Annotated in this window: 14 protein-coding genes; 3 read left to right on the forward strand and 11 right to left on the reverse strand. The window is 37.5% G+C overall.

Going from position 1 to position 12,777, the window contains the following annotated elements:
* The first annotated feature begins 49 nt into the window (after positions 1-49).
* Complete coding sequence (locus tag QUG14_RS14995) at positions 50-433, forward strand: DUF1398 family protein (RefSeq protein ID WP_289341335.1); 384 nt, start codon at positions 50-52, stop codon at positions 431-433.
* A 103-nt stretch (positions 434-536) separates the two neighbouring features.
* Here the strand turns inward: QUG14_RS14995 and QUG14_RS15000 are convergent, their stop codons facing one another.
* Complete coding sequence (locus tag QUG14_RS15000; RefSeq protein WP_289341336.1) at positions 537-1,601, reverse strand: Gfo/Idh/MocA family protein; 1,065 nt, start codon at positions 1,599-1,601, stop codon at positions 537-539.
* A gap of 772 nt (positions 1,602-2,373) precedes the next feature.
* On the opposite strand from QUG14_RS15000, the gene QUG14_RS15005 reads away from it, so the two are divergent.
* Positions 2,374-3,138, forward strand: coding sequence for an IclR family transcriptional regulator (locus QUG14_RS15005; protein WP_289341337.1), 765 nt, complete (start codon positions 2,374-2,376; stop codon positions 3,136-3,138).
* 124 nt (positions 3,139-3,262) lie between these two features.
* Positions 3,263-3,658 carry a DUF4362 domain-containing protein gene (locus QUG14_RS15010; RefSeq protein ID WP_289341338.1) on the forward strand — a complete coding sequence of 132 codons (396 nt, stop codon included), beginning with the start codon at positions 3,263-3,265 and terminating at the stop codon, positions 3,656-3,658.
* A gap of 176 nt (positions 3,659-3,834) precedes the next feature.
* Here the strand turns inward: QUG14_RS15010 and QUG14_RS15015 are convergent, their stop codons facing one another.
* From QUG14_RS15015 to QUG14_RS15060, 10 genes are all read right to left on the reverse strand, one after another.
* On the reverse strand, positions 3,835-4,467 hold the full coding sequence (locus tag QUG14_RS15015; protein ID WP_289341339.1) for an FMN-dependent NADH-azoreductase: 633 nt from the start codon (positions 4,465-4,467) through the stop codon (positions 3,835-3,837).
* Positions 4,468-5,109: 642 nt separating this feature from the next.
* Entirely contained in the window at positions 5,110-5,721 is a 612-nt protein-coding gene (gene wrbA, locus QUG14_RS15020) for an NAD(P)H:quinone oxidoreductase (RefSeq protein WP_289344155.1), read from the reverse strand.
* A 171-nt stretch (positions 5,722-5,892) separates the two neighbouring features.
* A complete protein-coding gene (locus QUG14_RS15025) occupies positions 5,893-6,507 on the reverse strand; it encodes an alpha/beta hydrolase (RefSeq protein WP_289341340.1) in 615 nt (204 codons plus the stop codon).
* Complete coding sequence (locus tag QUG14_RS15030) at positions 6,507-7,451, reverse strand: ring-cleaving dioxygenase (RefSeq protein WP_289341341.1); 945 nt, start codon at positions 7,449-7,451, stop codon at positions 6,507-6,509. Before QUG14_RS15030 ends, QUG14_RS15025 begins: the two co-directional genes overlap by 1 nt.
* Before the next feature lie 56 nt (positions 7,452-7,507).
* A complete protein-coding gene (locus QUG14_RS15035; RefSeq protein WP_289341342.1) occupies positions 7,508-8,116 on the reverse strand; it encodes a flavin reductase family protein in 609 nt (202 codons plus the stop codon).
* 22 nt (positions 8,117-8,138) lie between these two features.
* Positions 8,139-9,077 carry a ring-cleaving dioxygenase gene (locus QUG14_RS15040; RefSeq protein ID WP_289341343.1) on the reverse strand — a complete coding sequence of 313 codons (939 nt, stop codon included), beginning with the start codon at positions 9,075-9,077 and terminating at the stop codon, positions 8,139-8,141.
* A gap of 194 nt (positions 9,078-9,271) precedes the next feature.
* Positions 9,272-9,694, reverse strand: a complete 423-nt coding sequence (locus tag QUG14_RS15045; RefSeq protein WP_289341344.1) for a MarR family winged helix-turn-helix transcriptional regulator — start codon at positions 9,692-9,694, stop codon at positions 9,272-9,274.
* Positions 9,695-9,728: 34 nt separating this feature from the next.
* On the reverse strand, positions 9,729-10,133 hold the full coding sequence (gene spxA, locus QUG14_RS15050) for a transcriptional regulator SpxA (RefSeq protein ID WP_289341345.1): 405 nt from the start codon (positions 10,131-10,133) through the stop codon (positions 9,729-9,731).
* A gap of 230 nt (positions 10,134-10,363) precedes the next feature.
* The gene (fsa, locus tag QUG14_RS15055; protein WP_289341346.1) at positions 10,364-11,023 is read right to left on the reverse strand and encodes a fructose-6-phosphate aldolase; all 660 of its coding nucleotides are present in this window, start codon (positions 11,021-11,023) and stop codon (positions 10,364-10,366) included.
* Between the two features lie 463 nt (positions 11,024-11,486).
* Complete coding sequence (locus QUG14_RS15060; RefSeq protein ID WP_289341347.1) at positions 11,487-12,536, reverse strand: helix-turn-helix domain-containing protein; 1,050 nt, start codon at positions 12,534-12,536, stop codon at positions 11,487-11,489.
* Positions 12,537-12,777: the final 241 nt, after the last annotated feature.

Genomic DNA, 12,777 nt, shown 5'->3' on the forward strand with positions numbered 1-12,777 from the left:
AGCTTACCGGTTAAAATGATGAAGGACAACACAAAATGGAGGAACCATGATGACAAACAAACCAACGGAGAAAGAGTTACATGAGACTATTGAAAGAAGAAGTACGGGGAAGACAAGCTTTGCGGAATTTTTGGAGGAACTTCATACTATCGGGATTAAACAATATGATATTGATGTCGCCACAGGTGAAGCCACTTACAAAGCAGGAAACTCAGAGTTAAAAACAGAACCGCAAGTTAACTTTGAGATTTCGAATCAATTTGATCGGAATCAGGCATTACACACAATTGCAAACATTACACTTCCGTTTTTAGATTTTCTAAGAGAGATGGCTAATGCAGGGATTGCATCTTATACCGTAAATATTAATGAGAAAAAAGCTGTTTACGTCGGGATAAATAATGAACAAATAGTAGAAACGTTGCAACTTTAAATAAATGTAAAAACTAAAGAGGTACTAAACCTTTTCGATTTGTACCTCCAAATGTATTACTATTTAGTTTTCCATACGGTAATATTGACATTTTTCCAGAGTGTTAAAAATCCTCTAATAGTACAGGTTGACCTGTACGTGCAGATTCATAAATAGCTAAAATAATTTTTAGTGGTTTTAATCCTTCTTCACCATTCACAAGCGGTTCTCTTTCTTCCTGAATGGCATTTATCATATCGATAAACTGTAAACGATGAGAGGAACCATCAAGTGCTGCAGGGTTAACAGACGCATGGTCACTATCTCCCCCATAATGATTTTGAACACTAGCTAAGTTGAAAGCCTTTGTTTCATTATCTGGATTCCGGAGATAATGTTTCATTAGTTGATCATTCTCAATCACTGCTGTGCCATTTGTTCCGATTATCTCTAAACGGGCTGACAGACCTGGATAAGCAGCAGTAGTAGCTACAATGGTTCCCAACCCGCCGTTTTTAAATTTTACCGTGGCAACTGCCGCATCCTCCACTTCAATTCCTTCCTGGGCTAATATCGCTGTATGTGCGTAAACACTTTCCACTTCACCCATGAAGTATTGAAATAAATCGATGGTATGAATGGCCTGATTGATTAATACGCCGCCACCATCCATCTCCATTGTTCCCCTCCATTTACTAGTATCATAGTAGCTTTGGGGACGATACCAATTCACAGAGGCTTGCCCAAGAACCATTTTTCCGAAGTGCCCTGAATCAATATCCTCTTTAATCCTCACAGTAGATGCATCAAAGCGATGTTGAGAAATTACACTTAATTTAACATGATGCTCACGGCATGCATCAATCATTTGCTGTGCCTTCTCAAGGGAAATATCCATTGGCTTTTCAACGATTACATGCTTTCCTGCCCGGGCAGCCTCAATTGCCATGTCAGCATGCGTACCGCTGGGTGTAATAATCGATACAATATCAATCTCTTTTCTCTTTAGCATTTCTTGATAATCTGTATACCAATCTGCACCTGCCTTTTCCGCAAGTGTTTTTGCCTTTTCTTCATTACGGGAGTAAACAGCAACCACTTTTGCTCCTTCAATCGCCGAAATTTGCTCATAATGCGTGGTACTAATTAGCCCTGTTCCGACAATAGCAAACCCGAATTCCTTTTTCATTTCAATCGCTCTCCCTCAAACTAACTTCTATTATCGGTATCAAATTTATTAATTTTCGTATCTATAAGGCTCTTTTCGTAAACTTTGTTGCTTTTGTACAAGAACCTGGATAAGGACAAATCTTTCTGAAGGCTTGATAGATTTGTCCTCAAGACCCTTGATTAAGGACTAATCCTTCTGACGGCTTGAGAGATTTGTCCTCAAGACCCTGGATTAAGGACTAATCCTTCTGATGGCTTGAGAGATTTGTCCTCAAGACCCTTGATTAAGGACTAATCCTTCTGACGGCTTGAGAGATTTGTCCTCAAGACCCTTGGTTAAGGACTAATCCTTCTGACGGCTTGAGAGATTTGTCCTCAAGACCCTTGATTAAGGACTAATCCTTCTGACGGCTTGAGAGATTTGTCCTCAAGACCCTTGATTAAGGACTAATCCTTCTGACGGCTTGAGAGATTTGTCCTCAAGACACTTGATTAAGGACTAATCCTTCTAACAGACCGTGTGATTTGTCCTCAAAACCCTAATTTAACATCAATCTATGCGAAAACAGCTATTTAAAAAGATATAACTTAATGATTTAACCACGATACGATACAGCTGTACTGCATTGCGGTTAACTACAGTATAAGTTATAATAAAAGAACCTGTCAATTATTCTTTCTGAGTAATTTTGTTATTATAAATATATATGTATGGACTTAGATATTAGCTGAAATTGAAGTTTTAATATAAATGCTTATAGAGAAATCGGTTAAAGGATGGAGTGTATATCTTGAAGGACATCGACCAAAATCAAAATAAAACATCTAGTATCCAAGTTATTACGCGTGCGGCAAAAATCCTGCGGACACTTAGAGAGCATCCAAAAGGATTAAGCCTTTCACAAATTTCAAAAGAGGTAGATCTAGCTAGGTCTACCGTCCAAAGAATTGTATCTGCACTAGAGCAAGAAAACCTAGTCACAGCCGCTTCTGCAAACAGCGGATTTCGACTTGGCCCTGAGATTGCGAGGCTTGCTGGCGCGGTACATAGTGATTTAAAAGAAGAATTGAGACCATTCTTAATCCAGCTTTCCAATATGATTAATGAAACGGTTGACCTATCTGTATTAGATAATGGTAAAGTGCTGTTTGTTGATCAGATTATTGCAGCTCATCCGTTACAAGCAACATCACAGCCTGGTGCCTCTTTTCCATTGCATTGTACAGCAAACGGAAAAGCCATTCTCGCTTCTCTGTCGAAAACGGAGATTGAAAACCTGCTGCCGGAACACCTTAGATCATACACGGATAAAACCATCACAAATCGGGATGACCTATTAAAGGAGTTAGACATGGTTCGAAGAGAAGGAGTTGCTTTTTCAAGAGAAGAGCATATTGAAGGAATATGTGCAGTCGGGGCTGTAGTAGTAGACCGATTGGGCAATCGAAGTGCAGTCTCTATTCCGCTCCCATCTATACGTTTTTATGGGAATGAGGCAAAACTCGTTACTGCCCTAATCAAAACATGTCAAAATATTATTCTACACTTTGAGTAAAAAAATAAAGGCGCTGGGATATTGAATGAACGGGTTCTTGTGCGAAAAATTGGTAATTTCTTACAATCAACTCACTTTAAATGATACAATTTATTTAAGGTAATCGATTAGAGGGGGACAATAAATGAAGAATGCAATTTGGTTTATGTTAATACTGCTACTAATATCAGGTTGTAAATATAATCCTTCTAATGAAGATATTGTTGATACGCACGGTCAAATAACGAACCTTGAGAAGTTTATGAAATTTGTTGAGAATGTAAATCAAGGTACAAAAGACAAAATTAGAGTTGTAAGATATACAACCGAAGGAGACCCAATATTGCACGACCTTGAATACGATGGGGAAATAATCACTTCAACCACTGATACTACTAGAGACGAATTCGGCACTGGAAGTGTTAGTACCGCAACTTGCAAATCAATTGATGTTAATGAAACTGATGAAAGTACAGACTACACTTTATCAGGTTGCGACCAAACAAATAGAGATAATAGCATATTAGCTATTTGGAAATAAAAACCAACAAAAAAAGACATTGTTAATTTAACAATGCCTTTTATTTTTTGCTACTTATAGTGTTAATTTCTTGTTAATTATACTGTGAATTCCATAGCGAATATATTTGCTAGTCATAATTTTGCACTTCAAAACCGAACCCGTTAATTTTGAATCCAAGCGCTTTTCTTACATGATTATACAGCTACTGGTGCTAGTTTTTTTGCTGCTTCTTTTACTTTTTCTAGTCCTTCAGCAATAATCGCTTCAGCTTGAGTTGGCATTGCTGCATGACCTTCAATAATAACTTCGTCTACAATTTCCATACCGAATACGCCGCCAACCACATTTTTAATATAAGTTGCTGACATTTCCATTGGTGCTGCTTCCGGGGTTGAGTAAACACCGCCACGTGCACTTAGAATAATCGCTTTCTTATGTGTCATTAATTGAACAGCTTGACCATTTTCATCGTACTTGAAAGTGAAACCAGCTTGGTATACATAATCAATAAACGTTTGTAATGGTGCTGGGATGGTTAAGTTCCATAATGGAAATGCGAATACAACTAAGTCAGCAGCTGTAAGAGCATCCATTGCTTTTTGTTTTGCAGCAAGAAGACGTTTTTCTAGGTCAGTCATTTCCTCGCCTGATTCAACTTTACCGAAAGCATTGAATAAATCTTGGCCAAAGTAAGGCATATCTTCCGCAAAAACATCAAAAGTTGTGACATTCACACCTTCTAAATTCTCCATAAAAGTTTCATACATTTTACTTGATACTGCCTCTGAAGCTGGACGATTATTTGCTTTTACTACTAATACATTCATTTATATTATTCTCCTTTTTACCTCAAATTTAATTATTCGTAAATCATTTATCTCGAATTAATAATATGTTAATCTAGTATTATTGTCAATCAATCATGCTTAGTAGATATTTCCTGATTTAATCGTAATAAAAAATGCACTCCCGATCCATGCATGATAAATAAGGTAGCGGCCTGGTTATTTTGACTTCTAGTTTGGGTGTGGAATTGATTAGGCAGGTAAACTAAGGATTTATGCAGATAGGATGGAGAACTTTGCAGGTAGCCGAAAAAAATCCGCAGGTGGAGGACTCATTCCCGCAGGTAAGAGGATCTTCATTAAAACAGGATATTCCAATATGGTACCTTGACCCGCATTCCACACTTACTATCAAACAAATTTACCATTTGTAGGAAAGTATTATGACAAATCTAGGAAGCACTCTGGTTATTTTGACTTCAAGTTTGGGCGTGGAATTGATTAGGCACGTAAACAAAGGCTTTATGCAGATAGGATGGAGAACTTTGCAGATAGCCGAAAAAAATCCGCAGGTGGAGGACACATTTCCGCAGGTAAGAGGATTGTTTTACGGGTTCCCGATCCTAATCAGTACCAAAAAAGCTAACCGAAAGATTCCGATTAGCTTCTATAAGGATATAATTGTTATTGATTCGATTTTTTTACCCATTCCGCGACTGTTACAGTACGCTTCGCCTGGTGTTTGACAGCTGCTTGAACATCTTCAATCATTTTACCATCTTGACCAACTGTCACGCTTGTACCATATGGATTACCACCAGCTCCGAATGTTACTGGATCCGTATAACCAGGAGCAGCAATAATTGCGCCCCAATGCATCATAGAAGTATATAATGAAAGAAGTGTAGCTTCTTGACCGCCATGTGGATTTTGTGCAGAAGTCATTGCGCTAACAACTTTGTTTACTGTTTTACCTGTTGCCCAAAGTCCTCCTTGGATATCAAGGAATTGCTTCATTTGTGAAGGCATGTTTCCAAATCGAGTCGGAACACTAAAGATGACCGCATCTGCCCATTCAATATCGTCCCCTGTTGCAATTGGAACATTTTTCGTTGCTTCCACTGTGTTCTTCCACACTTCATTTCTCTCGATAGTAGACTCAGGAGCTAATTCTTGTACTTTTAATACTTTAACCTCAGCACCAAGTTCTTTTGCTCCTTCTTCCGCCCATTTTGCCAATTGATAATTTGTTCCACCCATACTGTAAAAAATCACCGCTAATTTTACATTTGTCATTTTTTCTTCCTCCTTTACAGGTGTATTTCCAAATAATCTAGACAAGAAACTCATTTGTAACACCTCCTATTATTTCTTTCTTTTAAAATTCCCATTCGCTTTTAAGTAGCTCTTTTTATCCTGTATGATCAATTGACTAACAGATATTAGCTTGCTTCATTAATTGTTATATTATTTAGTATTAAAATGCTGTTTATACCAAATTGCAGCTGCTTCTACTTCTTGACTGGTTAATTGATGGCCTCTATTTTCCCAATGGAGTTCTACCTTCGCATTTGCCTTTTCTAATAAAGATTGAAGCTCTGTAGATTCCATAGGAGAACATATAGGGTCATTGGTCCCTGCTGCAATAAATACTGATTTCCCTGTTAAATCAGGAAGGTCAATCCCTTTACGCGGCACCATCGGATGATGAAGAATACCACCCTTTAATGCATGTTGAAAGTGAAATAATAAACTAGCAGCAATATTCGCTCCATTTGAATAACCAATTGCAAGAATATTATCGCGGTCAAAATCGTACTTTTCAGATGCTTCATCTAAAAATTCGTTTAACTCTTTCGTTCGAAAAATTAAATCTTCCTCATCAAAAATACCTTCTGCTAATCTGCGGAAAAATCGTGGCATTCCATTTTCTAATACATTCCCGCGAACGCTTAATACATTTGCCTCATCATCAATCATTCCTGCAAGTGGCAGCAGGTCTAATTCATTGCCTCCAGTACCATGAAGTAATAACAACGTTGGTTTTGACGGATTTTTCCCCTTATTGAATATATGTTTCATTATATATCTCCTTCCAGAACTCTAACCTCTACAGGAGGTAAGGTAGCTTCTAATTCTTCCCTTTTTGACTCTAGCCAAGATGGCAGCATAAGCCTTTTCCCGAGTTCAGCGACCGGTTCATCCACTGAAAAGCCTGGTGGGTCGGTAGCTATTTCGAAAAGGATGCCGCCTTCTTCATGAAAATACACTGCTTTAAAATAGTTTCGATCTCGAACTTCTGTTGGATAGTAGCCTTTGTCTTGAAGAAGTGATCTCCAACTGAGTAATTCCTTTTCATCCTGCGCTCTCAAAGCAATATGGTGAACAGTACCTGCGCCCATTAAACCGCGGACTGATGGATTAAGCTGAATATCAATGGTGTTTCCAAGATGTCCTTCTGCCTTAAATCTAAGAAAATCACCTTCTTGACCAATGCATTCTAATCCCATTACATTTTCTAGTACACCTGCTGTTTTATGGGGTTGAGCAGAGTAAAGAATGGCTCCGCTAAACCCTTTAATCGCATTTTCTGCTTGAACCCCGCCAATACTCCAATGATTGATAGGTCCTTCATCACTCTCGACAAGTTCAAGCTTCAATCCGTCTGGGTCATTAAAGTGGATATATTTTTCTCCAAATCGAATGGATGAACGGGATTCAACATCGAACTTTTTCAACCGATCCTCCCAAAATGGAATCGAGCCCTTTGGAATAAGGTAACTAGTTACACCTACCTGCCCTGTTCCAATTCGGCCTTTTAGCTGTTTTTCCCAAGGGAAGAAGGTAATGACCGTTCCGGGATCACCCGTTTCATTCCCAAAATAAAGGTGATACACTTCCGGTCGATCGAAGTTGATTGTTTTTTTAATCAGCCTTAATCCAAGTACTCCAGCATAAAAGTCGATATTCCTTTGGGCATCATTTACCATCGCAGTGATATGATGAATGCCTGCTGTTTTCTGCATTGTTTCCCCTCCATTTCATAATGCGGTATATTATTGAAATCTAGGTATATCTAGACTTATTTTGGTCTTTCTATTTCAAAAATCTCACCTATTTTGGCGTAATTATGCCCAGCCAATCGACTTACCGCTGCTAAGCCCCTTGGGTCAATTCTTCCTTTTTCATAAATGTCATTTTCTATATGAAACTGAACGATTCTCCCAATAATATGATCACATCCTGGCGTATTCAAACCGCCTAATTCTACCGAATGCTCTAATAGGCATTCCATTCGAATCTTGGCTTCTTTTACACCTGGTACAGAAATTTTCACACTAGCAACTGGAGTTAAATTTGCTAACTCAACTTCACTTTGATCAGAAGGAAGACTTGCTGCTGTTTGATTGATTTTTTCAACATTCTGTTCATCTACAATGTGAATCACAAATTCTTTTGACTCGATAATATTTCTCGCTGTGTCTTTTTGCCGCCCCGCTGTTCGTTGAATGGATAACGAAATCATCGGGGGATTCGACGAAACAATATTAAAATAACTAAAAGGAGCTCCATTTAAAATCCCATTTTCAGAAAGCGTGGTTACAAACGCAATCGGTCTTGGGATGATGCTTCCGACAAGAAATTTATAATTTTCTCTTTCAGATAATGAGCCTGGATCAATTGAAAGCAAAGATATCAATCCTTTCGTAAAATCAGTCTAATTCTCTAACTTTAAATGGCAGCAACCCGCGTTCAATTTGTTCTCTGTGTGGTTCATATTGTGCAGGCAGCATTAATTTCTCTCCCATCGTTTCTTGTGATTCATCATGGGCAAAGCCTGGAGGATCCGTTGCGATTTCAAATAAGATTTCCCCGTGTTCTCTAAAATAAATCGCATTGAAATAGTTTCGGTCCTGTACTGGAGTGACTCCATAACCATTCCCTGCAACATACTTTTGCCATTCCAATTGGTCCTGATCATCACTAGCCCGCCAAGCGATATGATGCACAGTTCCCACACCCATTTGTCCGCGTCCTATCGAAGTTAACTTTAAGTCAATCACATTTCCGATATCAGCTGAAGAGCGATAACGCGCAAAATCTCCTTCTTTACCTACAAATTCAAGACCCATAACTTTTTCTAACAAATCTGCTGTTTTATGAGGCTGAGTGGATAAAAGAGTAGCTCCGCCAAATCCTTTGATAGCAACCTCTGGTGTTACTCCGCTAAAGTTCCAATGATTTACTTCTCCTTCTTCCCTTTCAACAATTTCCAGGTGAAGACCGTGTGGATCATCGAATTCCAAATATTGTTCGCCGAATCGTTCCATTTTTGTAAAAGGAACGTTAAACTTTTTTAATCTGTTTTCCCAGAATTCTAAGGCACCTTTAGGAACAACATATGAAGTTACACCTACTTGACCGTCACCAATCGTTCCTTGACGTGCTCCTGCCCAAGGGAAGAATGTGATGATGGTTCCAGGTTTTCCTCCTTCATCGCCGAAATAAAGGTGATATGTGCCAGGATCATCAAAGTTTACCGTTTGTTTCACTAGCCGTAATCCTAAAACACCTGCATAAAAATCAACATTCTCCTGTGGATGACCTACAATAGCAGTAATATGATGAATACCCATCGTTCTCTTGCTCATTTTGAGAACACTCCTTTTTAAATTATAATGTCTATTTTTCAATTAAATTATCGATAAATCCTTCAAGCAAAGATTCTTTAATTCAAGGTATTTTTAGAATAAAAAGTATCCAATGCATATTTGTCCAAGTCCAATTAATGCAAAACACTTTTCCTAATTATCTCAGTTTCAAGATATTAGTTTAAAAAAATAAATTACACTCTCTTACGGACTTTATTAAAAAAGTGGATCATTAACTCTGAGTCATCCTCTGTTAAATCTTCAAAAAAAGAATCAACCATGTCCTGATACTTCGGCATGATATTTTCCATCATGTCCATTCCTTCAGGCGTTAAGGTTATATGAATAACCCGCCTGTCTTCTTTGCAGTCATTTCGTTTTATGATTCCTTTTTGTTCAAGCTTATCGATAACATACGTCATCGATCCGCTGGAGATCAGGATTCTAGTACCAATCTGCTGAATGGTTTGTTTCCCTTGATAAAAAAGCACCTCTAAGACAGAAAACTCTGTAATACTTAATTTATTTTTAGACATTTCATCTCTTATTTTTTCCTGAATGGCTTTTGAAGTCTGCATTAGCAGCAAAAATGGCTGGTTGGTACATTTCCTTTCCACAAGTAACACCTCCTACTTATACCCTTATTTTCCTTTATTGAGCTTCTTCAATAAAGTTATCAACTTCATCAAATTGGAATATACGCATTTTACGTGGCAGGAAGCTCCGTATCTCTTCTTCATTAAATCCTACTTGTAATCGTTTTTCATCAAGGATTAAAGGCTTTTTTAATAGCCCTGGATTTTCTTTAATAATGGTATACAATTCTCGAAGTGAAAGAGAGTCGATATCTATATTCAGCTTCTGGAAAGCTTTTGACTTAGTCGAGATAATCTCATCCGTACCGTCTTCTGTGTAGCGAAGGATATTCTTTATCTCCTCTAATGAAAGCTTTTCAGAGAGGATATTTCTTTCTTTGTAAGGAATTTGATGTTCATCAAGCCACGCCTTTGCTCTTCGGCATGAAGTACAACTAGGTGATAGATATAAAGTTACCATAATTAACACTCCCTTGATGTTTTTTCATTTCGATTCGGGCGTCCAACTATCTTAAATCAAGTTATCTTTAAATTAAATATCTTGAATTAAGTATATTTTTATTATATGCCATCTTTTTCTTTTGTCAACAGGTTTATTGCAACTATAACCAAAAATAAAAAACACCCTCATCGAAAGACAAGGGTGCAAAAAGCTATTTATTAAGAAATTGTTATTTTCTCTTTTAAGAATTAAACAGTCTTCCAGTCAGCAGCAAATTTCTCAAGACCTTGATCTGTTAATGGATGTTTAGATAATTGCTCAATCACCTTGAATGGAATCGTTGCGATATGAGCTCCAGCCAACGCTACACGAGTAACATGGTCAGGATGACGTACAGATGCAGCAATGATTTGTGAATCCAAGTTTTGAACTTGGAACATCTTTGCAATTTTTGCGACTAATTCTACACCATCTTCGTTGATATCATCCAAACGACCTAAGAATGGTGAAACATACGTAGCACCTGCTCGTGCTGCAAGCAATGCTTGGTTAACACTAAAAATTAGGGTAACGTTCGTTTTTACACCTTTTTTCGTTAGATAACGGCAAGCCTCTAATCCATCTAAATTCATTGGCAGTTTAATGGTGATATTTTTATCGCCACCGTTAATTTTAATCAATTCGTTTGCTTCCGCGATCATTTGTTCAGCTGTTAAAGCGTTAGGCGTTACTTCTGCAGAAACAGACTCAACCTCTGGTACCGCATTAAGGATTTCAGCAATACGGTCTTCGAATTTAACACCCTCTTTTGCAACTAAAGATGGGTTTGTTGTTACTCCTGATAACACGCCAATTTTATAAGCTTTTTTGATTTCCTCTAGGTTTGCAGTATCAATAAAAAATTTCATAATCTTTTTCCTCCAATTTTTAATAAAATAAATGATTTTACTAATACTTTCGACAGCATGTCCACCAAAACATTATGTAATGCTGTCACACTTTACTGTAAAGGTGTCTTCCTTAGAGAACGATAGCGTATTATTAAAGACATTGCAATGACTGAAGTTGCCTTTTTGAGCATTAAAGTCTATCTACTTGTCGATTTTTCGTTACCTAAGGGAGCAGAACCCCTTTAATTTCTTTATAATTTAGATTATTCTAAAAAGCAATTTCAGTCAATTTTAATTACCTTGAATTTTTTTTGTATAACTGCTTTTTTTCATTCAATGAGTTTCATCTCAGGCAACAATAGCTTGATCCCAATTGATATTTTGTCCATTGACAAAATATTAACTCCAATCAAGTTGGATTAGTAATTCTGTTGGAGTAAATCTTCTTGCCCGCGTTTCATTACTTCCTACCATTTTTTGTTTATTCTACAGCCCCATCTCGATACTCCGAGGGAGTCCTGCCTGTTTCCTTTTTAAAAACTCTCGCAAAGTAGGAAGGATCATCATAACCTATCGTCCAGGCAATTTCCTCAACGGATAGATTCTCTGTTTTTAACAAGTGTTTAGCTTGGTTTATGCGTAACATCTGCTGGTAAGCTGTTAAGGTAAACTTTGTTTCTTCTTTAAATTTTCGAGAGAGATGGCTGGGATGAGTAGATAGTTTTGCAGCCAATTCTTCTTTATTGATTTGCTTATTATAAAAACTGTGGATGTATTCAATCACTCGGCGGGTCAAGGTTGTGTATTTACTTAATGAGTTGGAAATGACTAAATCGCAATACTGCTCAATCATGCGATCTTCTAATTGATGCAGAGTTTCCACCTGATTTGCATTTTCAATTTCATAAGCAAATTTCTCCGAGATCCGATGAATTATGATTGCAGGAACATCACTGTTTCTTGCTGATGTCCGCAGTAGAGTATTTAGTATAATGGCAACATTTTTAAGTCTCCGCAACGGCTGATTTGGAAAACGCTCTGAAAAAGAAAACAGCATATTTTTAGAATTAATGAGTTGCAGAGCCTTCTTTTTATCCCCACGTTCAACGGCATTCATAAAATCCTTTTCAGTCTTATACCTCAATTTAACTAGTTCTGCTTCTTCATCCACGTTGAAGTGGTCTTCCCTCCTACGATCATTACGGGTACTTTCATTAGAAACAATGACAATCGTGGTCATTTCCTGCTCGATTATGTTTGTAAACTGCTGAAGGACACTTCCATAGCTGCTAGCCTTTTCTGCAGTTAGTATATAGATTTTATCGCACATCAGCTTTAAATCTTCACTTTGTGTACTCGAGAGATGATAGTCCCTTGATAACCGGTATAGATTCGGTGTCTTATCAAAATATGGACCGATGATAATGGTGCAGGCTTCCTCCTCTTTGCTGAAGGAATAGCCAAAATAGTGTAAGTCCCATTCATTTATATAGGAGAAAAGTTGTCTTGTTTGTTTCATATTGTCATACAAAGTTAAAACATCTCTCTCCCCTGAACCTGGCATAAAAGCAGGGATAGAATTTATTTCATGATGGTAAATAAGCTCCCTCTTTTGATTGAATACATACGTATTTAAATTGGTTATATGCTGAATTTTCATAGCCGTTGAGATAATTTTTGATGGTTCCAGGTTACTTCCTCCAATTGGACTGCAGTAAAATATAAATTGATATTTTATCCTGATATTATCAAATAAATCCTAATGGATAACG

The sequence above is a fragment of the Neobacillus sp. CF12 genome (genome assembly GCF_030348765.1).
GTDB lineage: Bacteria > Bacillota > Bacilli > Bacillales > Cytobacillaceae > Neobacillus.

Excerpts from the sequence above, each read along its gene's own strand:
- fsa (WP_289341346.1), bottom strand. The coding sequence starts at position 11,023 with ATGAAATTTTTTATTGATACTGCAAACCTAGAGGAAATCAAAAAAGCT.
- QUG14_RS14995 (WP_289341335.1), top strand. The coding sequence starts at position 50 with ATGACAAACAAACCAACGGAGAAAGAGTTACATGAGACTATTGAAAGA.
- QUG14_RS15030 (WP_289341341.1), bottom strand. The coding sequence starts at position 7,451 with ATGCAGAAAACAGCAGGCATTCATCATATCACTGCGATGGTAAATGAT.
- QUG14_RS15000 (WP_289341336.1), bottom strand. The coding sequence starts at position 1,601 with ATGAAAAAGGAATTCGGGTTTGCTATTGTCGGAACAGGGCTAATTAGT.
- QUG14_RS15025 (WP_289341340.1), bottom strand. The coding sequence starts at position 6,507 with ATGAAACATATATTCAATAAGGGGAAAAATCCGTCAAAACCAACGTTG.
- spxA (WP_289341345.1), bottom strand. The coding sequence starts at position 10,133 with ATGGTAACTTTATATCTATCACCTAGTTGTACTTCATGCCGAAGAGCA.
- QUG14_RS15040 (WP_289341343.1), bottom strand. The coding sequence starts at position 9,077 with ATGAGCAAGAGAACGATGGGTATTCATCATATTACTGCTATTGTAGGT.
- QUG14_RS15015 (WP_289341339.1), bottom strand. The coding sequence starts at position 4,467 with ATGAATGTATTAGTAGTAAAAGCAAATAATCGTCCAGCTTCAGAGGCA.
- QUG14_RS15010 (WP_289341338.1), top strand. The coding sequence starts at position 3,263 with ATGAAGAATGCAATTTGGTTTATGTTAATACTGCTACTAATATCAGGT.
- wrbA (WP_289344155.1), bottom strand. The coding sequence starts at position 5,721 with ATGACAAATGTAAAATTAGCGGTGATTTTTTACAGTATGGGTGGAACA.